This is a genomic window from Faecalibacterium prausnitzii (assembly GCF_003287405.1).
Lineage (GTDB): Bacteria > Bacillota > Clostridia > Oscillospirales > Ruminococcaceae > Faecalibacterium > Faecalibacterium intestinale.
On record NZ_PRLD01000005.1, the window covers coordinates 151,830 to 175,509 of the forward strand.

Consider the following 23,680-nt stretch of genomic DNA (forward strand, 5'->3'; position numbering starts at 1 on the left):
CCGGGGGGGGGGTATGCTATACTATTGTCGACAAAAATGATGTATCAATCTTTAAAAATATTGGGCAAATTTTGGGCAAACTTGTCGAAAGGCAAGGACGCAAAGCCATAGGGGCTAAGGTTCGGGGTATTTCCCGGATGATGCCAGCCGGTTGCTCCCGGTTTTTTGCAGAAATGCTCTGCATACTGGGAACGTCCAAAACCACAGGTGTGTTCTTTTTAAGGGCACGCCGGATTTTGCTCGTATCATCAAAGCTGCCCGCAAGGTCGGGCGGCTTTTTTATTGTTCCAACGGAAAGGGAGCGTGGAGCCCATGGAGAACAAAAACATAAGCAAAGCGGTCATCGGGGTGCTGGTGGTACTGGTGGTGCTGCTGGGCGGCTACATCGCAGTGTCCGGCGGCAAGTCCGCTGCCACGGCCAACGGCGCGTCCGAAGCAGCCGCGCTGCCCATGGAGACCTATCAGGCGCAGTATGTCAAGCCGGAGACCCCCATCGACCGCAGCAAAAACGTCACCCTGCCGGGCTGGGGCGGCTTTACCATCCCCGCAAAGACCAAAAAGATCACGCAGGGATTCGAGTTCCATAACCCTGCCGAGAATCTCTGGTACGAGGACTGGGTAAGCATCGACGGCACTCCGCTGGAAAAGCTGGTGGTGGACAGCGGCCAGACCGCAGAGCTGAGCCATTACCTGCGCTTGGCGGGCATTCAGGCCGATGTGACCAAGGTGCTGGACGCCGACCCTGCGTTTTTCGACATCCAAAAAAACGATGCCGGGGCATACACCATCGAAGCCGTCAAGGGCTATAAGGGCGAAAAGACCCTGACCGTGCAGGCCGATGACGGCAAGCAGTACACCCTTACCCTGACCGGCAAGGAGGAGTGCTACTACATCGCCTTTGGGTTGTATTTAGAGGACGGCGACGAGCTGCTGTTCCAGTCCGGCCTTGTAGCGCCCGGGTTGTATGTGCAAAAGATGGAGATGACCCGCGCCCTTGCCCCCGGCGAGTACCCGGCCTATGTGGTGTGCCAGCCCTATCTTTCGGACCGCACCACCAAGACCAACAGCGGCATTGTAAAGCTGACACTGACCGTAGGCTGAGCCCCCTTGCGGTGGGCAAAACCGGCAGTGTTGACAATAAAAAAGAACTGAATTGGGGATCAACAAACCATATGGTGTGAAAGGAGTAGGCAGATCCAAGGCTGACCGTCAGCTGCGGGCCCCATTGCCGAATAAGGATTATGAAATTGACGAAGAAAGCGGCCACCCTGCTCCTTGCAGCTTCTCTGGCGGTTTCTGTGTGCGCAATGCCGGTGTTTGCGGCTGATACTGCTCATGCTGGAGAAAATGTGTCAGGTACTACGCCTACGAATACCACAACAACGGTAAAGTACGAGGTTACCGAAGGATATAAGTGGGCGATTCCTGCAACGATCGACTTTGGTAAAGATGCGGGTTTAAATGCAACGCGCACGGTTGACGCCAATCAGGTAAAAGATACCGGCTCCTATAAGGTTGCGGATACAAATGTTCGCGGTGAGTCTGGCAACGTTTACGTTTCTGATTGCAGACTTAAGCCGGGCACGAAGCTGACCATTTCGATTTCTAGCACTACTACGATGTATAATGCCACTGATGGTTTTTATGTGAAAACGACCAATAAGGGTGCCATCACCAGTAACACCGCCAAAGTGCCTTACGCAATTTATAAGGGCACAGAGGCTGACCCCGCAACGCCGACTCCGGAAAATAAACTTGATAACAGCAGCGAGATTCTGAAACTCAACGCGGGCACGGATTACGGTAAGCAGGATCTGACGTTTATCCTTTCCACTGGCGATGCTGAAATTGCCGGTGAGTATACCGGCACGGTTGCCTTTGCGGCAAAGGTTGACAACGCCTGACCTAACCCACCCCACCCAACCTAATAACACCTGAACCCAAAGGGGAGACGGGAGCTGTTCCCTCTCCCCTTTTTTGGGCTTTGCGGCAAAAAGCAGCCACCCCACACAAGGAGGATACACCATGAAACATTGTGCAAAAAAACTGCTGGGCCTTGCGTTTGCGCTGGCTCTGTGCCTTGCAGTGGGTGGAACGGCGCTTGCCCAAACGCCGGAATTTGCCGATGTGCCCGCCGCCCTGCCGGAGCAGGAAATGCTGGACTACGAGCCGAATGTTACCGCCGAACCGGGCATGAACACCGCCGGCAGCATTGAGACTGACGGCTATACCGTGACCATCCCCACCACTGTGACGGTGGATAGCGAGGATAATACGACGAGTACGCTGATGGTTACGGCAGACGTGCGGCAGATGCGCACCCTGACAATCACCCTTGACTCTAAGAACAACTGGCAGTTACGGCACGAGAGCGGGCAGGTGCAGGCAGGGTATAGCCTGACGGCAGACCCGGCCATCGGTTCTTCGTACAGCGGGAAAAATATGTGGATGTATAACGAAGTTGGAACTGACCGTAAAACAAAAAAGCCGGAGCTTCATTTGATTGTAGCACAGAAGGCTAAGGACGATTTTGACATAAATTGGAAGGACAGCTTTAACGTCCCTCTGACTGTTCAGGTGACAAACCCCAGCCAAGCTACCATGAGCGGCACTTACTCCGATACAGTAAGCTTTGAGTTTGCCATTACTCATAAATCATGCATTACTTATTTCATCAACGTCTACGAACAGGAGCTGCAGCTTACAGCCGATGGGAAGAGCGTTGAAGCCGTGGATATGGTGAATGCGGACGGAACAGTGAAACCCGGTGCTAAACCGGTGCACACCGAGATTTTGGAATATCCCACTGGAAATGACAAAGAATATCCGTGGAGCTATAGCGGTGACGAAGCAGATGCTGCTCTTCGCTGGGAAAAAGCGACAGCGACCATGAACACACACCAAGATGCCAGCGGTATGACGGATAACAAGGTGGATGCAAACAATAACGTTACCATCAACCTGAACCGGAAGTACAAGTGGTACTGGCTGGATGTGAACGGCGCTACAGATTACAATGGTGAATACGCCAGCGGCAACCAAGGCGGGAGAATCAGCGGCCATGTGAATATGCAGGTATCCGTAGATGGACAGGATTGGACGGACTGGTTCTGGCAGGGTGACGGCGATGACTATTGGGGGCGGTTTCCCTATGGCATCCACTTTAAGCTGGGTTTGCACCATGTCAAAAACGGCTATTTCTATGATGAAGAGACCCCCGGCAAAAATGTTAGAATTTGTGCAAACAAAACTCTGACAGTCACCCAAACTAAGGAAGAAAGCAACGATAACCTGACGACCTACCGTGTGTATACGGGTGAACTGACCGGTACGCCAACGGACACGGATGGTTACGGCAATGTCCGCTACTGCTACATTCCCTGCTATAAAAAGGGCATTACCTATATGGTCAACGACGGTATAGGCGGCAAGGAAGATGTAAATGAGGATAACCCGGCGCGCACGAACGTGCTGTATGAGGAAACCGGCACGCTGGAAAAACCGGAGGACTTGGGAATTACCGCCCCCGCCGGCAAGTCGTTTGCCGGGTGGAGCACAAAATCCACCTATACCAAGGGAGACAAGCTTTATCAACCGGGCGCTAAGGTTAGCGATGTCGTATGGGACACCTACACCGCCGCCGAAATGGCTGCAAGGCCGCAGAGCGATGAGCAAAAACGTGTGCTTTACGCCATTTGGGGCTATAACATCACCGTGCAGTTTGAGGACGAAACGGGCTACACGGCAGATGGTACGAAAGACCCTGTTCTTGGCAGCTCGATGACTGGATATTCCTTCACGCTCAAAGGTCAAGCGGTGGAAGAGGGCAAGGAATGGACGCTGGATTTGACAAATCCTGAGGTGATGACGGCAATTACCGCTGCAACCAACGCCGCAAGAGACGCCACGCTGATTGAGAATGCAACGGATAATGAAACCGCAATAGGGGAAGAACTTGAAAGAAAGATTTGGAAGATAGGCAACTACATAGAAGAGGGTCATAATTTTAACTACACGAAGGAATGCACGATCAGCGCAGAGGACTTGAAAAAGCCCAACCCCACGTTGATGATCCAGCGCAGACGGTATTTGCTGTCGGTGATCAGCGCGGAAGCTACTACGAGTTATGTCTACGGAATTGCAAAAAATCCTAATGACCAGAAATATGGCACGTTTACTGTTACAGTAAATAATGATGAAAAAGCATCCAACACATCGTTTTATCAATGCGGTCTGAACTATGGTGCAGGGTATGAGATAAAAGATGTTAAAGCTGAACCGGACTACGAAGATCAGGGATATTTGATTTTCAAACTTTCGCTAACAGAAGGAACGGCGCCGACTACGGGGGTTGTTTTTAAGTATATGACGCAGTCCTATTCTGGATTTATGACGGCAAAGGATGACAAACTCCACTATTACACGCCAAGCGATCAGAATCCAGAGCCTGTTTACAACGGTGACTCCGTCCGAGTGGCGTTTTCTAAAAAAAGTAGCTCCACCCCCGGCTCCACCACCCCTATGCCCGGCCCGAGCTTAGCCCCGGGGCTGAGCAGCCCCGCACCGTCCGTCGGCCTTGCCCTGCACTATCACGCGAACTTTGAGCCGGACGATGCCCTTGAGGAAACGGTAAAGACTGTGTACTGCCGCAGCGCTGCGGACGTAACGGTGCACCCTTGTATGTTCAAGCGGGCGGGCTATGCTTTTGCGGGCTGGAACACGGAAGAGGACGGCACAGGTACATGGTACTGGGTAAACGGCGTGCCCGTGACCGACTGGCGGGATGGCGACACGGTAGACCTTTACGCCCAGTGGAAAAAGACCGCCGCCCAACGCCCTGTGGCAGACCCTGACCCCGTTGAGCCTATAGACCCGGTCGAGCCTGCAGAACCCTTTGACCCCGATGTCCCGCCGGCAGAGCTGGACGAGTTGTTTGGCGTAGACCCGGACGCCGCCTTTGATGCAGACCCCGACCCGCTGCCGGAGGAACTGGACGATGTCTTTAGCGTAGACCCCGGCGGGGACGCGGACATCCTGCTGACGCGCTGACAAAACAAAAAGGTGAAGTGATCTTTTGGTCACTTCACCTTTTTTGTTTGCACGTTTTGCCGGAGACAACCGCTCAGAGCAGCTTTACAGCCAGCGCTTCGGTGGTGCGCTCCTGCGCTTCGGTGCTGCCGGGTTTGTCGTCCAGAATGTACCGCAGTACCAGCACCTCGGCCACATACAGCACCGCTACCTTGATGGGAATGCTGCCGGAGTCCAGCGGGCTTTCCTGTGCGCCGCACAGCAGCACAAGGTCTGCCAGCTTTGCGCCGGGGGAGTCCTCGTAGTGGGTGATCAGGATGACCTTTGCCCCGTTGGCCTTGGCGGTGCGCAGGGTCTCTATCAGGTCGCGGGTAGCGCCGGAGTAGGAGACGAACAGCACCACGTCCTGCTCGGTCATCAGGCTGGCAGCCATTACCTGCATATGGCTGTCGGCAACGGCGCGGAACTTGTTGGTGATGCAGGCAAACCGGGCGCAGATCTCGTTGGCGGCTGCCATGCTGCCGCCCTGTCCCATGCAGAACACCTGCCGGGCGCTATGCAGCAGCGCCACGGCCTGCTCCACCGCCTGCGGCGAAAGAGCGTTCTGGGTGCCGTTGATGGCGGTCATGAACAGCGCCGAAGCGTGCTCGCACAAAGTGGCGGTGTCGGCGTCCGGGGCGGGCTCCTGCTGGTTCACCAGCACGCCGGTGGCGTTGGCCTGTGCCAGCGCAATGCGCATTTCATGGTAGCCCTCAAAGCCCAGCGCCCGGCAGAACCGGAACACCGTGGCCTCGGCCACCTGACACTCTCTGGCCAGCGACGATATGGACAGATACTGTGCCTCCGCAGCGTGCTGCACCAGATAGTCCGCCACCGTGCGGCCGGATCTTGTCAGGTCGCCCTGATGCTGCTGCAGCAGCTCCCAAAAATTAGTAGACATTCTTCCTTCTCCTCACTCGGCTGCCGGCAGTGCACCGGTGCCGTTTTGGTGATTACCTTCTTATATAAAAGTATAAGAGAAACCGCGCCGCTGTGCAAGAGGCGTAATGACCACATTTTGCCCGCCGGTTCTGTGCAGAGGGCACAGTTTTGGCAGAAAAAACGCTTCAAATTGTGAAAATGATTTTCATTTTTACAATTTGGGCTCTGAAAGTTGTTTTCAGTATAACAGCGGGAAGTGTACCGTTTTGTAACTATTTTGACAAGTGAAGTGTGCAAAATTATTGTGTTTTTTCTGATATCCCACAATTTTGTGCAGGCTGCTGGGTTTAAAAATGAAAATTTATGAAAAGAATGAATGGACAAAATGAAAATAATTTTCTATAATTAGGCTACAAACAACGGCTGCGGACACGAGCAGCCGCTACGAGCAAAACGGAGTACGATCCCTGATGGGTCGAAGAAGATGAACAAGGAGAATCTACCATGAAAAACTGCATTTCCCGCCGTTCGTTCCTGAAGGCTGCCGGTATTCTGGGCGCTGCCGGTGCACTGGCCGCCTGCGGCGGTTCCGCCTCCAGCAGCACTGCTGCTTCCTCCACCGCTTCCTCTGCTGCTGCAAGTGCAGCCAGCACCGGCGCAAGCATCAAGCTGTGGACATACCCCATCGGCGGCTGGGGCAATGACGATACCGTCCAGAACCTGATCTCCAGCTTCAACGCAAAGTACCCCGACATCAAGGTGACCGTGGAGTACCTGGACTACACCAACGGCGACGATCAGGTGAACACCGCCATCGAGGGCGGCAGCGCACCCGATCTGGTCATGGAAGGCCCCGAGCGTCTGGTGGCCAACTGGGGTGCCAAGGGCGTTATGGCTCCGCTGAACGATCTGTGGACCGATGACGCCAAGAAGGACATCTACGCTTCTGTGGAGTCTGCCTGCCACAACGAAAAGGGCGACTACTACGAGTACCCCCTGTGCATGACCGCACACTGCATGGCCGTGAACATGACCAAGGTCAAGGAAGTGGGCGCTGACCAGTACATCGACACCGACAAGCACACCTGGAGCACCGACGGCTTCCTCAAGACTGTGGACGCACTGTACAAGGGCGGCTACGAGAACGTGGCAGCCATCTACTGCAGCGGTCAGGGCGGCGATCAGGGCACCCGCGCCATCATCAATAATATGTACGGCGGCACCTTTACCGATGCAGCCCACACCAAGTACACCGCCGACTCTGCCGAGAACATCAAGGCCATTCAGGCTCTGTACGATGCAAAGGGCGTCAACTTTGATCCCTCTATCAACGGCGGCGAGGAGATCACCCTGTTCCGCAACGGCACCCTGCAGATGGCTTTCTGCTGGAACATTGCACAGCAGCTGAACGCTGACACCGCTGCCGCAGGCCAGACCATCAGCGGCGACGAGATCTTCCCCATGGCATTCCCCACCGAAAGTGGCGACCCGAAGCTGTGCGGCGGCATCTGGGGCTTCGGCATCTTTGATAACGGCGATGAGGCCAAGATCAAGGCTGCAAAGACCTTTATCGAGTTCATTGCTGCCGACCCCGCTCAGGTCAAGGACAGCGTGCTGGCTTCCACCTACTTCCCCGTCCGCACCAGCGTGGGCGACATCTACGCCGGCAACGAGGTCATGAGCGAGTACAGCAAGTTCATGGGCTATCTGGGCGACTACTACCAGATCACCCCGGGCTGGACCACTGCCCGCACCGAGTGGTGGAATATGCTGCAGCGCGTGGGCTCCGGCGAAGCCGTCGAGACTGCCGTCAAGACCTTTGTGGACAACGCAAACGCAGCCGCTGCTGCCGAGGCATAAGCGCTACTTTTTCTGAACTGCATCACAGCTGAACCGCAAGGCCCCTTCCTCCGGGTGAGGGAGGGGTCTTTTTACGGAAAAAACACTCTCAAACGAAAGGTCTGGTGATCCTCTTGGCTGCAAAGACGGCAATGAAAGAGCCCAAACGCAGCAGTGCGCTGGTACGGCGCGAAACCTTCGCCTCCTACTGCTTCCTGCTGCCCAGCCTGATCTTCTTTCTGGGCTTCGTCATCTACCCCATGATCCTCTGCGTGGTGACTAGTTTCTTTGACTCCACCATGAACCGCGCGGATATCTTTGTGGGTCTGGCAAACTACAAGACCCTGTTTGCCGATCCCATCTTCCTTGGCGCATTAAAGAACACCTTTGTCATCGTCATCGTGTCGGTGCCCATCACCTGCATCTTCTCGTTGTGGGTGTCCTCCGCCATCGTGGACCTGCCGGAGTGGGCGACAAGCCTTTTCCGCTGCGTGTTCTACCTGCCCGTGGTCACCGGCTCGGTCGCTGTTACCGTGGTGTGGAAGTGGATGTACAACAACTACTACGGCATCTTCAACTATCTGGGCAAGAGCCTTGGCATTCTGGATAAGAACATCAACTGGCTGGGTGACGAGCGGTTTGCACTGGGCTGTATCATCCTGATCTTGCTCACCACCTCCGTAGGTCAGCCCATCGTGCTGTATGTTTCGGCACTGGGCAACGTGGATCAGTCCATTGTGGAAGCTGCCGAGGTGGACGGCGCTACCGACCTCCAGTGCTTCTGGAAGATCAAGTGGCCGGCCATTATGCCCACCACTCTGTACATTCTGGTCATCACCACCATCAACTCCTTCCAGTGCTTTGCACTGATCCAGCTGCTGACCTCCGGCGGCCCCAACCACAAGACCGATACCATTATGTACTACATCTACTACACCGCCTTCAAGCAGTACAAGTACGGCTACGGCAACGCCATGGGCGTGGTGCTGGCGGTGATCATCGCCATTCTGTCTGCTGTCCAGTTCAAGCTGGGCAACAAGGATAATTAAGGAGGTGCGGAACAATGCGTGCAACTGCTGCAAAAAAGCAAAAACCGTTGAAGCGCCATCCCAGTAAACTGAAAAAGATGAGCGCCTACGCCATTCTGGCGATCATCCTCATCAGCATCATGGCGGTGCTGTTCGCCTTCCCGCTGTACTGGATCATCACCGGCTCCTTCAAGACCGGCGCCGCCATCAACGCCACCACCCCCGAGTGGTGGCCCAGCCAGTGGGTGCTGACCAACTACCAGAAACTGTTTGCCGGGAAGCGTGCCCCGCTATGGCAGCTGGCTGTGCCCTTCGGCTCCAAGTTCAGCGCCAACGGCGAGCCTGTCTACTTCTCGGTGGGTCCCATGGCTCCCGCCGCCATCCGCTGGATGATCAACACCGTGTTCATGGCCGTTATGTCCATGATCCTTACCTGCCTGACCGCCGCCATGGCCGGTTATGCGCTGGCAAAAAAGCGCTTTGTGGGCCGCAAGCTGCTGTTCACCCTCATTGTCTGTGCCATGGCCCTGCCCAAGCAGGTCATCCTGATCCCCCTGCTGCGCGAGATGAGCGCACTGAACCTGTACAACACCATCTGGGCGGTCATTTTCCCCATCGTGGGCTGGCCGTTCGGCGTGTTCCTGATGAAGCAGTTCAGTGAGGGCATCCCCACCGAAATGCTGGAAGCTGCCCGCATCGACGGTGCCAGCGAGGCACGCACCTTTGTCAAGATCGTGCTGCCCATGGTCAAGCCCGGTATCGGCGCACTGGCCATCTTTACCTTCATCAACAGCTGGAACGATTACTTCATGCAGTTGATCATGCTGTCCAGCACCAGCAACCTGACCATCTCGCTGGGCATTGCAAAGCTGCAGGCAGAGAACAGCACCGACTTTGGCCTGATCATGGCAGGTGCTGCACTGGCTGCTGTGCCGATCATCATCATCTTCCTCATCTTCCAGAAGTACTTCACCAAGGGCATCGCAATGGGTGCGGTTAAAGGCTAAAATTGCGACCGCGGCCTGCGGCCGAAACAGGGAGCAATTTTTGGCGCAGCGGTCTGCAAGACGCGAGACCCGCCCAAGGGTCGAAGCGGATGCAGGGCACCGCAAGAGGGCGCTGATGCCGTTACCCGAACTGAAAAGCGTACGAGCTTGATGTACAGGGAGAAATTTTTGGCGCAGCGGTCTGCAAGACGCGAGACCCGCCCAAGGGTCGAAGCGGATGCAGGGCACCGCAAGAGGGCGCTGATGCCGTTACCCGAACTGAAAAGCGTACGAGCTTGATGTACAGGGAGAAATTTTTGGCGCAGCGGTCTGCAAGACGCGAGACCCGCCCAAGGGTCGAAGCGGATGCAGGGCACCGCAAGAGGGCGCTGATGCCGTTGCCCGAACTGAAAAGCGTACGAGCTTGATACAACTTACAATTATAATTAAAGAAGGGCTTGAAACATGAAAGATATCAAAAAATATCAGGGTGTCATCCCTGCCTTTTACGCCTGCTATGACGCAGAGGGCAACATCTCGGTGGAGGGGGTCAAGGCGCTGACCCGCCACCTGATCGCCAAGGGCGTCAAGGGCGTGTATGTGGGCGGCTCCTCCGGCGAGTGCATCTACCAGCACGTCGATGAGCGCAAGACGGTGCTGGAAGCCGTGATGAGCGAAGCCAAGGGCAAGCTGACCGTCATTGCCCATGTCGGCTGCAACAACACCGCCGACAGCATGGAGCTGGCACGCCACGCCGAGAGCGTGGGCGTGGACGCCATTGCCTCCATCCCGCCCATCTACTTCCATCTGCCGGAATACGCCATTGCCAAGTACTGGAACGATATGTCCGCAGCCGCCCCGAACACTGAGTTCGTCATCTACAATATCCCGCAGCTGGCAGGCACGGCGCTGACTATGAGCCTGCTGAACGAGATGCTGAAGAACCCCAACGTGGTGGCTGTGAAGAACAGCTCCATGCCCACGCAGGACATCCAGATGTTCAAGGATGCCGGCATCGCTGCCCGCGGCGAGGGGAACTTTGTGGTGTTCAACGGCCCGGACGAGCAGTTCGTTTCCGGCCGCGTCATCGGCGCAGACGGCGGCATCGGCGGCACCTACGCCGTGATGCCGGAGCTGTATCTGGCTATGAATGCCCATCTGGAAAAGGGCGAGATCGCAAAGGCCCGCGCCATCCAGTACGAAGCCAACCGCATCATCTACAAGATGTGCTCTGCCCACGGCAACCTGTATGCGGTGCAAAAGGAGATCCTGCGCCGGATGTACGGCTTGGAACTGGGCAGCGTGCGCGCCCCGATGCCCGGCCTGATCCCCGAGGATGAGCCCATCGTTGCCGAAGCACAGTCCATGATCGAAGCCGCAATCGCAAAGCTGTAACAAAATAAAAGCGCCCCTCTCCGTCTCTTTTTCAGAGGGGAGGCGGGCGCTTCTTTTATTGGAGGAAACGCAAATGATCTGCGATACCCTGCAGCATCTGGTACGGTACAGGGGACTGCACCCCAACTTGGATACCGCCATTGACTATCTGCTGACCCACGACCTTGCCGCCCTGCCGCTGGGGCGCACCGAGGTGGACGGGGACAAGGTGTTCATCAACCTGATGGACGCCACCTTGCACCCGGACGCGGGCTACCACCCGGAGTACCACAAGCTTTATGCTGATTTACAGGTAGACCTTACCGGCAGCGAGGGCTGGGGCTACACCAATCTGCCCGGCGCGGAGATCGGGGAGTTTACCGGGGACTGCGGCTTTCAGGACAGTGCCAGCGTAGTAACCGGTGCACTGGGCGAGGGTCGATTTGTACTGTTCTTCCCGGAGGAACTGCATAAACCCGGCCTTGTACAGCACGGATGCGTCAGCGTGCGCAAGGCAGTTGTCAAGATCAGAATGGAGGAGTAAGACCATGGATAAGGAAAAGCTGTTTGCACAGATCAAGGGTGGGCTTATCGTGTCCTGTCAGGCACTGGAGCACGAGCCGCTGTATACCAAGGAGGGCGGCGTGATGCCCCTGATGGCGAAAGCTGCCGCCATGAGCGGCGCTGTGGGCATCCGCGCCAACACCGTGCGGGATATTACCCAGATCAAGCAGGTGGTGGACCTGCCGGTCATCGGCATCATCAAAAAGGACTACCCCGGCACGCCCATGTACATCACCGTCACCATGAAGGAAGTGGACGAGCTGGTGGCCTGCGGGGTAGATATCCTTGCCGTGCAGGGCACCGGTGCGCTGCGCCCGGACGGTTCCACCTCGGCGCAGTTCATCCGCGCCATCAAGGCAAAGTACCCCGAACAGCTGGTGATGGCGGACTGCGATAACTTTGAAAACGCCATGCTCTGCGCCGAAGCCGGTGCCGACTTTGTGGGCACCACCATGCGCGGCTACACCCCCGAGACCACCGGCATTGACGATATCGACTTTGACTTCATCCGCAAGCTGTCCGCAGAGTGCCCGGCAAAGATCATTGCCGAGGGTCACATCCACTACCCGGAGCAGGCGGTCAAGGCGCTGGAAGCCGGTGCCTTTGCGCTGGTGGTGGGCGGTGCCATTACCCGCCCGGCAGAGATCACCGCACGCTTTACCGGTGCCATCAACGCCGCAAAAAAATAACACAGGGGAGTGCCTGCTATGAAACACTATCTTGGTATCGACATCGGCGGCACAGCCGTCAAGCTGGGCATCGTGGACGAAGCCGGCATGGTGCTGGCGAAAGCTGAGGAGAGCGTAAGCTTTGACGGCTACCGCACCCCCATCCTGACCACGGTGCTGAAAGCTGCACAAGCCTTCCTTGCCGCGCAGAGCGTCCCGGCGGAAAGCCTTGCGGGCATCGGCGTTTCTGCCACCGGGCAGATCGACAGCCGCAAGGGCATCGTGGCGGGTACCTGCGGCAACCTGCCCAACTACATCGGCGCACCTATTAAAGCCGAGCTGGAAAAGACCTTTGGCCTGCCGGTCACGGTAGCCAACGACGCCAACTGCATGACGCTGGGCGAGGTGTGGGTCGGCGGTGCACAGGGCTATACGGACGTCATCGGCGTGACGCTGGGCACCGGCGTGGGCGGCGGCATCCTGACCGGCGGCCGCCTGCTGGAAGGCGCGCGGGGTCTGGGCGGCGAGCTGGGACACTACCGCACCCACGCGCTGGACGGCGTGGACTGCACCTGCGGCGCAAAGGGCTGCTGGGAGCGCTACGCCGCCACCACCGCACTGGTGCGCGCCGCGCAGGAGGAAAACCCGGCATGGAGGGATGGTCGTACCATCTTTGCCGCCGCTGAGACGGGCGACAAGACCGTGCTGGCGCTGCTGGACGCATGGACGGACGAGATCGCGCAGGGACTGGCGGGCATGGTGCATATCTTTAACCCACAGCTGATTTTGATCGGCGGCGGCGTGTCTGCCCAGCAGAAGCTGCTCATCGACCCCATTGCCGCCAAGGTAAAGGCTGCAGTCATGCCCGCCTTTGCCGAAGGGCTGGAAATTCGCGCCGCGCAGCTGCACAATAACGCCGGGATAGTGGGTGCTGTGTACTACTTCCGGCAGACGATGGAAAAGGAGTAATTTGGTTATGAAAAAGCATATTCTCTGTCTGGGTGATTCCAACACCCACGGCTATTGCGCCGACCCCAACGACTGCGCCGACCACGGCATCCGCTTCAACGAGGACGAGCGCTGGACCTGCCGCCTGCAAAAGGCGCTGGGCGAAGAGTATCTGGTCACCGAGGAGGGACTTTCCGGCCGCACTACCGTGTTCGTGGACCCGCTGCATGAGTCCATGGATGCGCTGAGCGTGGCCTACGCCCTGCTCAAGAGCCATGAAGTCATCGACTTGCTGGTCATCATGCTGGGCACGAATGACGTCAAGGAGCGCTTTGGTGCAAACGCTGCCTGCATCGGTGCGGGCATGGAGCGGCTGCTGCTCAAGGTCAAGAGCGTGGACTGCTGGGGCGGCAAGGCGCCTAACATTCTGGTGGTGGCACCGCCCTGCATCAAGGACGGCTTCCACGATGCCGTCATGGGCGCAGGCTGCGTGGAGAAATCCCGCGGGGTCGCCGAGCAGCTGCGCATCGTGGCCGAGCGGCAGGGCGTGCACTTTATGGACGCCGCCGAGTGCGAGTTCAACGAGGTGGACTTTATGCACCTGACCCGCAAGGGTCACGCCCGGCTGGCAGAGCTGCTGGGCGCAGAGGTGCCGAAGCTGGTCTGAGCAAAAAGATGTCAGAGCGATCCCGGAAGGTCTGCGGACTTTCCGGGATCGCATTTTCATGTAAGCAGGGGAGAGAGCACGATTTCCGGGACAGCATGGAAAAGCCACGCGGCAAGCGCCGCTTTTTCCTCCATACTGCCGCCTTTTTTGTTGACAAGGCACCGGCTTGCTATTATAATAGTGTAGTCAAAATGGCATTCCTGTGCGGCTTTGTGGCTGCGCGAAAGAAATACAGCTAATAACAAGGAGAGATTCTCAAATGGCACAAGAGATCAAGATGTCCGCTGCCGGTCTGAAGGCAATGCAGGAGGAGCTGGAATACCTCAAAACTGTCCGCCGCAAGGAACTGGCTGAAGAAATCAAGGAAGCCCGCAGCCACGGCGACCTGTCTGAGAACAGCGAGTACGACGAGGCCAAAAATACGCAGGGTCTGGTGGAAAACCGCATCACCGAGCTGGAGCAGACCATCAAGAACGCAGTTATAATCGACGAGAGCGAGCTGAGCGTGGATAACGTTTCCGTGGGTACTCACGTCACCATCCGCGAGACCGGCGAGGACGAAGCCGAGGAATACGATATCGTGGGTCGCACCGAAGCTGACGCCTTCAACGGCAAGATCAGCGATGAGAGCCCCGTGGGCCACGCCCTGATGGGCAAGGCTGTGGGCGAAAAGGTCGAAGTGCTGCTGCCCACCGGCCAGACCGTGGAATACACCGTGCTGGCCATCACCCATTCTGCAAACTAAGTAGGAGTAACCATGGAAGAGCAAAAGAGAAACCCCGCTGCGGGTCTGTCCGAGAGCGAGCAGGTACAGGTGCGCCGCCAGAAGCTGGCCGACCTGCAGGCCGCCGGCAACGACCCCTTTACCCTGACCAAGTTCCCGCAGGACGCGTATTCTGCCGACCTGAAGGAAGAATTTAAGGAGCTGCCCAACGAGACCGACAGCGGCAAGCTGGTGGCACTGGCAGGCCGTATGATGTCCAAGCGCGTCATGGGCAAGGCAAGCTTTGCCCACCTGCGCGACGACAAGGGCGATATCCAGCTTTATGTCCGCCGCGACGAGCTGGGTGACGAGGCCTACGCCGCCTTTAAAAAGCTGGACGTGGGCGATATCATCGGCGTGAAGGGCGAGGTGTTCCGCACCAAGACCGGCGAGCTGAGCGTGCGCGCCACTGAGCTGACCCTGCTGGCAAAGAGCCTGCGCCCCCTGCCCGAGAAGTTCCACGGCCTGACCGATACCGAGATGCGTTACCGTCAGCGCTATGTGGACCTGATCGCAAACCCGGAGGTGAAGGACACCTTCATCAAACGCAGCCGCATCCTGAAGGAGATCCGCGCTTATCTGGACGAGAAGGGCTTCTTGGAGGTGGATACCCCCATCCTGACCCCGTTCGAGATCGGTGCTTCCGCACGCCCCTTCTACACCCACCACAACACCCTGAACATGGACATGGTGCTGCGCATCGAGACCGAGCTGTACCTCAAGCGCCTGATCGTGGGCGGCATGGATCGCGTGTACGAGGTGGGCCGTATCTTCCGCAACGAGGGCATGGACCCCAAGCACAACCCGGAGTTCACCACCATTGAGCTGTATCAGGCTTTTACCGATTTCCACGGCATGATGGATCTGGTGGAGGAGCTGTACAAGCGCCTTGCCCTCAAGATCTGCGGCAGTCTGGTCATCCCGTATCAGGGCAAGCAGATCGACATGAGCCACTGGGAGCGCCTGACCATGGTGGAAGCCGTGAAGAAGTATTCCGGCGTGGACTTCAACGACTGGCAGACCGATGCAGATGCCATCGCCGCCGCCAAGGCTCACAACGTGGAACTGCCCGAGGTGCCCACCAAGGGTGCCATTCTGGCCGAGTTCTTCGACGCCTTTGTGGAGGACAAGCTGATCCAGCCCACCTTCATCTACGATTACCCCGTGGAGATCAGCCCGCTGGCCAAGCGCAAGCCGGATGATCCCGCCTTCACCGAGCGCTTCGAGTATTTCATCGACTGCACCGAGTACGGCAACGCCTTCAGCGAGCTGAACGATCCTATCGACCAGAAGGGCCGCTTCGAGCGTCAGGTGGCCGAGCGCAAGGCGCTGGAGCCCGAGTGCAAGGCACAGGTGGACTACGACTACGTCAACGCACTGGAGTACGGCCTGCCCCCCACGGGCGGTCTGGGCTTCGGCGTGGATCGTCTGGTGATGCTGCTCACTGATAGCGCCTCCATCCGCGATGTGCTGCTGTTCCCCACGATGAAGCCGATTGAGCAGTAAAATGCAAAATTAAGGCGCAGATACGATGAAATTTTGAACGGATTTCAAGCAACATCTGCGGTACTACACCACAACTACACCAATTTGGGGACGTTTTCCCGAAAAGGAGCCTTACAAAGCGGTGTGGTGTAAGAATCGAATAGGTGGATTGGTGTAGTAGGGACACCGAACCCGTAAAGACGAAAAAGGCAGGTACACTGTGGAAACATGGTGTGCCTGCCTTTGTGCTTATTATTGAAAGATAATACGAGAAAGTTGTGGAAAGAATGTTACAAAAAAGTTCATCCGATGAACTTTTTTCAGTAGCGTTTCCTTTTAAGCCACCTTGGTCTTTCGCAGATACCCCCATGCTGCCAATCCAACGAGCAGAACGATCTTGATCGGTGCCGATGCCAGCAGTACATCTGCCTGAAAGAAGGCATACCCGCCTGCATAGAGAAAATCAAAGCTGATCATTTTATACAGCAATGCATTGGAAAGCCCAATGCCCCCTGCCGGAATCAGGGTGGACAGCCATTCTCCAAAGGAGCCCGGCACGACCATATAAACAATCAGCGGTGCCACCACACTGATCAGCGCCACAGACAAAGCGGTCAGGTTGTTCTTGGCCCATACGGATGCCATCAGCACAAAGGCCACCTCCGCAAAGAAGATCAGGAAGTTTGCCACCAGCATGACCCACTCCATCTGGCCAACGGTATACGGCGGCAGGCTGGTCACAGAAAACAGCCATTGCACGGAAGTTTGGGTACTTTCCCAGCCAAATAGAGCATTCGTGACCAGGATCCACACCACGCCGCAGAGCAGATACGCCGCCCCTGTGATACTAAACGCCGCCGCTAGCTTTGCCGCTGCTAGCCGCAGACCGCCGTTTTTTGTGCACAGTTGGATGTCCTGAGCCCCGGTCTGTGCATCCGATGCAAACACCGGGGCTGCAATCACCGCGCACAGCAGGGTGAGCAGCAAGCTCAACAGGGTCTGGTAATCCATTGCGTCTGAACTGACCCCAAATGAATAGGTGAACGGTTTTTGTACAGCATCGAACTTTTTCTGTGCAATGGCCTGCGCCTGCTCATAGCCGGGCTTTCCGTCTTGTTCCAGCCAGATCACCGATTCCAGCCGTTTGGGGAGCTGGCTGTAAAAGTTCTGCATATCCTCTGCGGTCAGCCCCATCACGCCCGGTGCCATGCCGGTTTTCGGGTCGGCAAAGGCTTCCTTTGCGTTGTTCACAAGAGGCTGATACCGGGCAAGTTCTTTATAAAATACCTCGACCGGGATATCGTTGATGGAGCTTGCATCATACTGCCGGTACACCCGCTGATAGGCTTCCAGTGCTTCCTGCATGACATCCGGCGTGATGGTACCGGATACCTGCTGCTCCTGCCGTTTCCGGATTGCTTTCAGACCCGTGTAACTTACTTTGTTTCCGCTGGCATCCAGTTCCGTCCAGCCGATAAAGGTCACCGGCAGATATGCCATGACCACAGCCAGCACCAGCGCAATGGCCAGCAGAATAGCTGTCATACGAGTTTTGCACACACGTTTCAATTCCAAACGATACAGGTTCATTTTGCTTCCTCCATTTCCTCTGGGAAAAGCCACAGATACAAATCTTCCAGCCGGGGCTGTGCCGGGACGCTGTCCGGCAGCTGCGGTGCATCCGCCAGATACCGCAATGTTACCGTTCCGTCCGGCTCGTTGCGCAGGTTCACCACCCGCAGCCGGTATTCCCACCGGGCAAGCTGTTCCATCGGGATATTTCCCTGCCAGACCTTGGCTTCGATCTGCTTTACCAGCCCTTCGGTGGTGTCCTGTGCAATGATTTTGCCAGCCTTCATCACGGCATTTTCGGCCGCAATGTATTCCACATCCGAAACGATATGCGTTGAAATGAGAACGATCCGCTCCTGCGCAAACTCCGACAGCAGATTACGGAAGCGCACCCGTTCTCCGGGGTCCAGCCCTGCCGTGGGCTCATCTAGAATTAAAATTTCCGGGTCGTTGAGCAGTGCCTGTGCGATGCCAACCCGGCGCTTCATACCGCCGGAAAGCTTTATGATCTTTTTGCGGCGCACCTCAGTCAGGCTTACCCGCTCCAGCAGTGCGTCGATCTGCCGGGCAGCCTCTGTGCGCGGCAGACCCTTGAGCGCCGCCATATATTCCAGATAGTCCTGCACCGTGAATTCCGGGTAAAACCCGAATTCCTGCGGCAGATACCCCAGCTTTTCCCGGTAGGCCGCACCAAGCGTCCCAATCTCCACCCCATCGCACAAAATCCGGCCACTGCTGGGCCGCAGAATGCCCGCCAGCATCCGCATTAAGGTTGTTTTGCCTGCACCATTCGCCCCCAGCAGCCCCCACACACCCGGCGTGAGCGTGATGGACACATCATCCACCGCCGTTTTATCCCGGTATCGCTTTGTAATATTCTGAATTTTCAGTTCCATGGCTTGCTCCTTTCAGCCTTCTGCAATATATTCTGACCGGGCGGCAAGCCGGATGCACTGCAACACCATGCAGAGTACCAGCACGCCCGCCGCCAGCGGCAGACCTTTCGGCAGTTCCGATAATTGCACGAACCGCAGCAAACACATCTGCCCTGCAAACAGTGGTACAGCCCCGGTCATCATCCATTCCGGGCGCACCCAGCGCAGCAGCAGAAGCAGCTCATTGTTTGCGGCCAGAAATGGCACGGTCAACACCGCCAGCAGTTGCCCGATGCTCCATGGCACGGCTGCCCGCACATTGAGTACCAGCACTCCCAGCAGGATTGTTTCCCCCGCCAGCAGCAGCAAAAACCGCATCACCAGTGGACGACCGATTCCTGCATATGTGGCTTGTTCCAGTTCAAGCATCTTATATTGACTTGCCCGGTATAAAAACGGCAGACCGAGCAGGGCTGTCAGCATGGCAAGTGTGCTCAGACCAAACAGTGCATTGCGTAATGTCCATGCCTTCTCCCACAGGGCAAGTTCCCGACCCACACTGTACAACGCCAGTGCCGCCATTGCTTCCAGCGCCCAGACCTTCCAGCCCAGCAATTTGAACTGGCAGTGCAGCAAATCACGCCAATCACTCCGTTGTTTTACGACATGTTCCGCCCGGCAGCGGCGCAGCAGCGTTTTCGGTGCGGCTGTGTCAAGCTCTGTCGCCAGTGCTCTGGACAGTTCTTTTTCAAAGGCTCGATTCATCTCCAGTCCTCCTTTTCCAATTGCATTTTCAAGGTTTTCAATGCGGCACGCAGGCGGGACTGCACTGTGCGCAGGGGCAGACCTGTGATCTGCGCGATCTCCCGCAATTTAAGCTGTTGTGCGAACCGCAGCAATACCAGTTCCCGCTGTTCCGGCTCCAGCTGGGCCGTCAGCGCTCGCAGGTTTGCTTTCTCCTCTGCCGCAGCAAAGCCGCTTTCCTGATAGGCGGGTTCGCCCGGCAAGCTTTCCAGCGATATCTCCGACCGCTCCATCGTACGGTTCAGATCGATGCAAATGTTTTTTGCGATTTTGTACAGAAAGGGACGGAATGCCCCCTGAAATCCACCACAGGAATCCAGCCAGCGCACCGCTTTCAAAAAGGTTTCCTGTGCTGCATCCTGCGCCTGCTGCTCGTCCGCTGTATGCCAACGGCAATAGTTCAGAATTTGTGGATAGTACGCTGTAATCAGAGTGTCCAGCGCACCCGTATCTCCGCTCTGCACTTTCCGCAGCAATAATTCTGTCTGGATACGGTTCACCCCCTTCCTGTCTATTAAAACGTCCCATATCATCAAAATGATTTCTGTTTTTTCAAAAATTTCAAATAATTGCCTTTATTATGTTCTTATAGCTTTATTATAATAAAGAGCCTTGTGTTTTTCCTTGTCAAGAGGGCTGGCACCGTCCAGCCCTCTCTCTTTTTGCCAAAGTTTTCATTGCTTTTTCTTGCACACTGCCGAAAGTGGCGTGTTCTCAAAAGTTCGCGTGCATTGCCATTAAGGACGAGTACGGCAACACCCCGGCACAGCGGGCAGAACTGGACTGGCTGCTATACAACAAGCCCTTGGAGTATGCACAGATGGTACTGAGAGGGGAGACGGAGCATTATCTTTCCCTCGGCTGTGACCATGGCTGGCTGGAAGATTGAGCTATCTGATGATTTGACGCAAACAGTGCCTGCCTACCGATGGAGCCAAATCTCCACGGTGAGCGGGCACTGTTTGCATTTTCGTTCGATCTGTTCCAGTAAAAACTGCTTTGCGTATCAATCAAGTCTTGTCAAGAGTGGTAAGCCCCCCTTTAACAGCTGTCTATGCCCAAAACAAGGCAAAAATATGGTGCATTCTGGAAGAATGCACCAAAGAAAGCAACAAATAAAGCCACGACAAAACCGCATTTATAAACGGTTCATCGTGGCTTTTCTTGTGGTCGGAGTGGCGAGACTCGAACTCGCGGCCTCCTGCTCCCAAAGCAGGCGCGCTACCAACTGCGCAACACCCCGGCATCCGGCGGCACAACTGCACCGCCAAAGTATAGTATATCGTTTTTTGTGCAGTTCGTCAATACAAAATCCTCAGTTGAAGGAGCGGAAGCCCTTACCGATGATCTCGCTGGAGTTGACGATGGTGATAAAGCTGTGGGGGTCGTTCTCCCGCAGGAAGTTGCGCAGCTGCAAAGCCTGACGGCGGGTGAGTACGGTCACCAGCACGCTGAGCTCGTGGTGGGTGTAGGCGCCGTAGGCCTTTTCCACCGTGGCAGAGCGGTTCATGTCGTGGATGATGAAGTCCAGAATGGGCTGCGGGTTCGCGGTCATGATGGTGCACACCTTGCGCAGACGGATGTTTTCAATGGCACCGTCCACCACGAAGGATTTGCCGATCAGGCCAAGGATACAGTATAGACCCGTGCCCATGCCGAACCGCACGGCGGCAGCCAGTACGATGAGGATATCGCTGACCATCAGCGCCTTGCCGATCTCCATGGAGGTGTACTTGGCAAGGATCAGTGCTACGATGTCGGTGCCGCCGGTAGAAGCGCCAATATCAAACACGATGGCCGCGCCCAATGCGGGCAGGAACACCGCAAACACCAGATCCAGCATGGCATCGCCGCTCAGGGACACGCCGGAAGGGTACAGCCACTCGCAGCAGGACACGAAAAAGGAGAGCGCAAAGGAGGAGTAGATCGTCCAGCCCATGCACTTGATGCCCAGAAACACAAAGCCCAGCACCACCAGCACCACGTTGATGATCCACATAAAGCCGCCCACATTGATCCGGGGGAACAGGTCTGCCAGCAGGATGGACAGACCAGAGGTGCCGCCGAAGGCGAAATGGTTGGGATTTTTAAAATATACGATGCCTACTGCCGTAAGCACAAGGCCGAGGTTCAGCAGGGCAAAGAAATTTAGATTCTTCAGCAGATTTTCGCGGCTGAAGGCTTCTTTTAAACCGTTCATGGGGTTCCTCCATCAAAAAATACAGCGATTTGGCCTGAATGCCATGCAAAAATATACTCTCCTTGTACAAGGAAGTCAAGGGATAAAGGAGAAGTTGTAGAAAAAGACGGAAAATAGCCGCTGAAAGGTCAAAAAACCGACACATCCGGTGCACTTTGGGCGCAAAAGGGCAAAATAAAGCGCCGCCCGCAGACAGTTTTGTCTGCGGGCGGCGCGGAAGGATCTAATTCAGGAAAAGGGGAAAGCGCTTACAGATTGAAGTAACGCTTTGCGTTGTCGAAGCAGATGCCCTTGACGATCTTCTCCAGAGCCTTCTCGTCGTTGGGATACTCGCCGTCCTCGACCCACTGGCCGATGATGTTGCACAGGATGCGGCGGAAGTAATCGTGACGGGTGTAGCTCAGGAAGCTGCGGCTGTCGGTCAGCATACCCACAAAGTTGCCCAGCAGGCCAAGGCTTGCCAGACGGGTCATCTGCTCTTCCATGCCGATCTTGTGGTCGTTGAACCACCATGCGGAGCCGTGCTGGATCTTGCCCGGCACCTCGCTGTTCTGGAAGCAGCCCAGAATGGTGCCGATCTGTGCGTCGTCGGCGGGGTTCAGGCTGTAGATGATGGTCTTGGGGCACTCGTCGGTGTCGTTCAGGGCGCTGAGCAGCTGTGCGATCTCGCCGCCGCAGGTGGCGGTGTTGATCATGTCAAAGCCGGTGTCGGGACCCAGCAGGCTGTTCATCTTGCGGTTCACGCCGCGCAGGCAGTTGTAATGGATCTGCATGGCAATGCCCAGACGGTGGTACTGCTTGCCCAGATGGATCAGGATGTAGGTCTGGTACTTTTCAGCCTCTTCCACGGTGCAGCTCTCGCCCTTCATCACCTTCTGGTAGATGGCGTTCACTTCGTCCTTGTCGGCAGCACGGAAGGGGATGTAGTCCAGACCGTGGTCAGAAGCGCGGCAGCCCATCTCGGCAAAGAACTCGATGCGCTTGGTCAGGGCATCGGTCACGCAGTCGATGCAGGCCAGCTTTTCCTTGCCCACAACGGCAGCCAGCTTGCCCATGTACTCAGCAAAGCCGGGCTTATTGATGTTGATGGCCTTATCAGGACGGAAGGAAGGAGCCACGGTGAACTTGATGGTGGAATCCTCCTTGATCTTCTGGTGCCAGTACAGATCATCGATGGGGTCATCGGTGGTGCCGATGAAGGCCACGTTGCTCTGCTCGATCAGGCCGCGGACGGTCAGCTTGGGATCGTGCTGCAGCTTGTCGTTGCACAGGTTCCACACTTCCTCAGCGGTGTCGCCGTTCAGCACGCCGTCGTAGCCGAAGAAAACGTGCAGCTCCAGATTGGTCCAGTGGTACATCGGGTTGCCAATGGCCATGGGCAGAGCCTCGGCAAACTTCTGGAAGCGCTCGCGGTCGGGCTTATCGCCGGTGATGTACTCCTCGGGCACGCCGTTGGAGCGCATCACACGCCACTTATAATGGTCGCCGAAGTAGCTGCCGTCCGGGTTGCGGCCGCCCAGCCACACCTGAGCGATGTTCTCGAAGCGGCGGTTCTCGTAGATCTCGCGGGGAGGAATGTGGCAGTGATAGTCGCAGATGGGCATAGCAGCTGCATAGTCGTGATACAGATGCTGTGCGGTAGCAGACTGGAGCATGAAGTCCTTATCCATAAATGCTTTCATGGGATTTTAACTCCTTTTCTCTGATAAATTTTGTTAAAATTTAGACAAAAACGGGCATGGAATTGCACCTGCTTTAAACAGGCAGGCTGCCTTATCCTTAGTATACCGGAAAATGCCGATGTATACAACTGAAAAACTGCCAAAATTTCACCCTTGGAATTGTATAAACCGCTGGAAATGCGCTAAATAGCCATTTTTGGACTAAAAACATTGCACAAAACACTTGACTTCTTTGTATACAACAGCATAAAATAGGAGCAGAAGATGGCAGGGGAA

Annotated in this window: 20 protein-coding genes, 1 tRNA gene, 1 pseudogene and 1 riboswitch; of the genes and pseudogenes, 14 read left to right on the top strand and 8 right to left on the bottom strand. The window is 56.2% G+C overall.

The window, feature by feature from the left end; all coding sequences use genetic code 11:
- The first annotated feature begins 64 nt into the window (after positions 1 to 64).
- Positions 65 to 159: riboswitch (cyclic di-GMP riboswitch) on the top strand.
- A 153-nt stretch (positions 160 to 312) separates the two neighbouring features.
- The 3 genes from C4N24_RS06920 to C4N24_RS06930 all read left to right on the top strand — a co-directional run bounded on the left by C4N24_RS06920 (position 313) and on the right by C4N24_RS06930 (position 5,049).
- A complete protein-coding gene (locus C4N24_RS06920) occupies positions 313 to 1,101 on the top strand; it encodes a hypothetical protein (RefSeq protein WP_112090837.1) in 789 nt (262 codons plus the stop codon).
- A 140-nt stretch (positions 1,102 to 1,241) separates the two neighbouring features.
- The gene (locus C4N24_RS06925) at positions 1,242 to 1,904 is read left to right on the top strand and encodes a hypothetical protein (RefSeq protein ID WP_112090838.1); all 663 of its coding nucleotides are present in this window, start codon (positions 1,242 to 1,244) and stop codon (positions 1,902 to 1,904) included.
- Between the two features lie 121 nt (positions 1,905 to 2,025).
- Entirely contained in the window at positions 2,026 to 5,049 is a 3,024-nt protein-coding gene (locus C4N24_RS06930; RefSeq protein WP_112090839.1) for an InlB B-repeat-containing protein, read from the top strand.
- 73 nt (positions 5,050 to 5,122) lie between these two features.
- Here C4N24_RS06930 and C4N24_RS06935 read toward each other — a convergent pair whose 3' ends face one another.
- Complete coding sequence (locus C4N24_RS06935; protein WP_112090840.1) at positions 5,123 to 5,968, bottom strand: MurR/RpiR family transcriptional regulator; 846 nt, start codon at positions 5,966 to 5,968, stop codon at positions 5,123 to 5,125.
- Between the two features lie 485 nt (positions 5,969 to 6,453).
- Here C4N24_RS06935 and C4N24_RS06940 point away from each other — a divergent pair, with 485 nt between their 5' ends.
- The 10 genes from C4N24_RS06940 (at position 6,454) to lysS (ending at position 16,292) form a co-directional block, all read left to right on the top strand.
- Positions 6,454 to 7,809 (top strand): extracellular solute-binding protein, encoded by a 1,356-nt coding sequence (locus C4N24_RS06940; protein ID WP_112090841.1) that lies wholly within the window; start codon positions 6,454 to 6,456, stop codon positions 7,807 to 7,809.
- Positions 7,810 to 7,940: 131 nt separating this feature from the next.
- The gene (locus tag C4N24_RS06945) at positions 7,941 to 8,837 is read left to right on the top strand and encodes a carbohydrate ABC transporter permease (RefSeq protein WP_112090876.1); all 897 of its coding nucleotides are present in this window, start codon (positions 7,941 to 7,943) and stop codon (positions 8,835 to 8,837) included.
- Positions 8,838 to 8,851: 14 nt separating this feature from the next.
- Positions 8,852 to 9,823, top strand: a complete 972-nt coding sequence (locus tag C4N24_RS06950; protein ID WP_055186355.1) for a carbohydrate ABC transporter permease — start codon at positions 8,852 to 8,854, stop codon at positions 9,821 to 9,823.
- A gap of 444 nt (positions 9,824 to 10,267) precedes the next feature.
- Complete coding sequence (locus C4N24_RS06955) at positions 10,268 to 11,197, top strand: dihydrodipicolinate synthase family protein (RefSeq protein ID WP_112090842.1); 930 nt, start codon at positions 10,268 to 10,270, stop codon at positions 11,195 to 11,197.
- 73 nt (positions 11,198 to 11,270) lie between these two features.
- Positions 11,271 to 11,720: a YhcH/YjgK/YiaL family protein gene (locus C4N24_RS06960; protein WP_112090843.1), complete on the top strand. Its 450-nt coding sequence runs from the start codon at positions 11,271 to 11,273 to the stop codon at positions 11,718 to 11,720.
- A 4-nt stretch (positions 11,721 to 11,724) separates the two neighbouring features.
- Complete coding sequence (locus C4N24_RS06965) at positions 11,725 to 12,429, top strand: N-acetylmannosamine-6-phosphate 2-epimerase (RefSeq protein ID WP_097783200.1); 705 nt, start codon at positions 11,725 to 11,727, stop codon at positions 12,427 to 12,429.
- 18 nt (positions 12,430 to 12,447) lie between these two features.
- Positions 12,448 to 13,377 carry an ROK family protein gene (locus C4N24_RS06970; RefSeq protein WP_112090844.1) on the top strand — a complete coding sequence of 310 codons (930 nt, stop codon included), beginning with the start codon at positions 12,448 to 12,450 and terminating at the stop codon, positions 13,375 to 13,377.
- A 7-nt stretch (positions 13,378 to 13,384) separates the two neighbouring features.
- Positions 13,385 to 14,023: a GDSL-type esterase/lipase family protein gene (locus C4N24_RS06975; RefSeq protein WP_112090845.1), complete on the top strand. Its 639-nt coding sequence runs from the start codon at positions 13,385 to 13,387 to the stop codon at positions 14,021 to 14,023.
- Positions 14,024 to 14,282: 259 nt separating this feature from the next.
- Positions 14,283 to 14,768 (top strand): transcription elongation factor GreA, encoded by a 486-nt coding sequence (greA, locus tag C4N24_RS06980; protein WP_055186361.1) that lies wholly within the window; start codon positions 14,283 to 14,285, stop codon positions 14,766 to 14,768.
- A 12-nt stretch (positions 14,769 to 14,780) separates the two neighbouring features.
- Positions 14,781 to 16,292: a lysine--tRNA ligase gene (gene lysS / locus C4N24_RS06985; protein WP_005920647.1), complete on the top strand. Its 1,512-nt coding sequence runs from the start codon at positions 14,781 to 14,783 to the stop codon at positions 16,290 to 16,292.
- Positions 16,293 to 16,607: 315 nt separating this feature from the next.
- On the opposite strand, the gene C4N24_RS06990 is transcribed toward lysS, so the two are convergent.
- Genes C4N24_RS06990 through C4N24_RS07005 form a run of 4 tightly spaced genes read right to left on the bottom strand, consistent with a single transcriptional unit; the run spans position 16,608 to position 20,022 of the window.
- The gene (locus C4N24_RS06990; RefSeq protein WP_112090846.1) at positions 16,608 to 17,861 is read right to left on the bottom strand and encodes an ABC transporter permease subunit; all 1,254 of its coding nucleotides are present in this window, start codon (positions 17,859 to 17,861) and stop codon (positions 16,608 to 16,610) included.
- The gene (locus C4N24_RS06995; RefSeq protein ID WP_112090847.1) at positions 17,858 to 18,739 is read right to left on the bottom strand and encodes an ABC transporter ATP-binding protein; all 882 of its coding nucleotides are present in this window, start codon (positions 18,737 to 18,739) and stop codon (positions 17,858 to 17,860) included. Before C4N24_RS06995 ends, C4N24_RS06990 begins: the two co-directional genes overlap by 4 nt.
- A 12-nt stretch (positions 18,740 to 18,751) precedes the next feature.
- On the bottom strand, positions 18,752 to 19,483 hold the full coding sequence (locus C4N24_RS07000; RefSeq protein ID WP_112090848.1) for a hypothetical protein: 732 nt from the start codon (positions 19,481 to 19,483) through the stop codon (positions 18,752 to 18,754).
- Positions 19,480 to 20,022 carry an RNA polymerase sigma factor gene (locus tag C4N24_RS07005; protein WP_242983210.1) on the bottom strand — a complete coding sequence of 181 codons (543 nt, stop codon included), beginning with the start codon at positions 20,020 to 20,022 and terminating at the stop codon, positions 19,480 to 19,482. The genes C4N24_RS07000 and C4N24_RS07005 overlap by 4 nt, the downstream gene beginning before the upstream one ends.
- A 227-nt stretch (positions 20,023 to 20,249) precedes the next feature.
- Here C4N24_RS07005 and C4N24_RS07010 point away from each other — a divergent pair.
- A pseudogene (locus C4N24_RS07010) lies at positions 20,250 to 20,411 on the top strand (DUF6061 family protein); the annotation flags it as partial.
- Positions 20,412 to 20,689: 278 nt separating this feature from the next.
- Here the strand turns inward: C4N24_RS07010 and C4N24_RS07015 are convergent.
- The 3 genes from C4N24_RS07015 to uxaC form a co-directional block, all read right to left on the bottom strand.
- Positions 20,690 to 20,765, bottom strand: a tRNA-Pro gene (locus tag C4N24_RS07015).
- 72 nt (positions 20,766 to 20,837) lie between these two features.
- Positions 20,838 to 21,722, bottom strand: coding sequence for a YitT family protein (locus tag C4N24_RS07020; protein ID WP_112090851.1), 885 nt, complete (start codon positions 21,720 to 21,722; stop codon positions 20,838 to 20,840).
- Positions 21,723 to 21,970: 248 nt separating this feature from the next.
- Positions 21,971 to 23,404, bottom strand: a complete 1,434-nt coding sequence (gene uxaC, locus C4N24_RS07025; RefSeq protein WP_112090852.1) for a glucuronate isomerase — start codon at positions 23,402 to 23,404, stop codon at positions 21,971 to 21,973.
- Between the last annotated feature and the right edge of the window lie 276 nt (positions 23,405 to 23,680).

Bases quoted from the DNA above. Each gene is read 5' to 3' on its own strand.
- C4N24_RS06920 (WP_112090837.1), top strand. From the start codon at position 313: ATGGAGAACAAAAACATAAGCAAAGCGGTCATCGGGGTGCTGGTGGTA.
- C4N24_RS06925 (WP_112090838.1), top strand. From the start codon at position 1,242: ATGAAATTGACGAAGAAAGCGGCCACCCTGCTCCTTGCAGCTTCTCTG.
- C4N24_RS06930 (WP_112090839.1), top strand. From the start codon at position 2,026: ATGAAACATTGTGCAAAAAAACTGCTGGGCCTTGCGTTTGCGCTGGCT.
- C4N24_RS06935 (WP_112090840.1), bottom strand. From the start codon at position 5,968: ATGTCTACTAATTTTTGGGAGCTGCTGCAGCAGCATCAGGGCGACCTG.
- C4N24_RS06940 (WP_112090841.1), top strand. From the start codon at position 6,454: ATGAAAAACTGCATTTCCCGCCGTTCGTTCCTGAAGGCTGCCGGTATT.
- C4N24_RS06945 (WP_112090876.1), top strand. From the start codon at position 7,941: ATGAAAGAGCCCAAACGCAGCAGTGCGCTGGTACGGCGCGAAACCTTC.
- C4N24_RS06950 (WP_055186355.1), top strand. From the start codon at position 8,852: ATGCGTGCAACTGCTGCAAAAAAGCAAAAACCGTTGAAGCGCCATCCC.
- C4N24_RS06955 (WP_112090842.1), top strand. From the start codon at position 10,268: ATGAAAGATATCAAAAAATATCAGGGTGTCATCCCTGCCTTTTACGCC.
- C4N24_RS06960 (WP_112090843.1), top strand. From the start codon at position 11,271: ATGATCTGCGATACCCTGCAGCATCTGGTACGGTACAGGGGACTGCAC.
- C4N24_RS06965 (WP_097783200.1), top strand. From the start codon at position 11,725: ATGGATAAGGAAAAGCTGTTTGCACAGATCAAGGGTGGGCTTATCGTG.
- C4N24_RS06970 (WP_112090844.1), top strand. From the start codon at position 12,448: ATGAAACACTATCTTGGTATCGACATCGGCGGCACAGCCGTCAAGCTG.
- C4N24_RS06975 (WP_112090845.1), top strand. From the start codon at position 13,385: ATGAAAAAGCATATTCTCTGTCTGGGTGATTCCAACACCCACGGCTAT.
- greA (WP_055186361.1), top strand. From the start codon at position 14,283: ATGGCACAAGAGATCAAGATGTCCGCTGCCGGTCTGAAGGCAATGCAG.
- lysS (WP_005920647.1), top strand. From the start codon at position 14,781: ATGGAAGAGCAAAAGAGAAACCCCGCTGCGGGTCTGTCCGAGAGCGAG.
- C4N24_RS06990 (WP_112090846.1), bottom strand. From the start codon at position 17,861: ATGAACCTGTATCGTTTGGAATTGAAACGTGTGTGCAAAACTCGTATG.
- C4N24_RS06995 (WP_112090847.1), bottom strand. From the start codon at position 18,739: ATGGAACTGAAAATTCAGAATATTACAAAGCGATACCGGGATAAAACG.
- C4N24_RS07000 (WP_112090848.1), bottom strand. From the start codon at position 19,483: ATGAATCGAGCCTTTGAAAAAGAACTGTCCAGAGCACTGGCGACAGAG.
- C4N24_RS07020 (WP_112090851.1), bottom strand. From the start codon at position 21,722: ATGAACGGTTTAAAAGAAGCCTTCAGCCGCGAAAATCTGCTGAAGAAT.
- uxaC (WP_112090852.1), bottom strand. From the start codon at position 23,404: ATGAAAGCATTTATGGATAAGGACTTCATGCTCCAGTCTGCTACCGCA.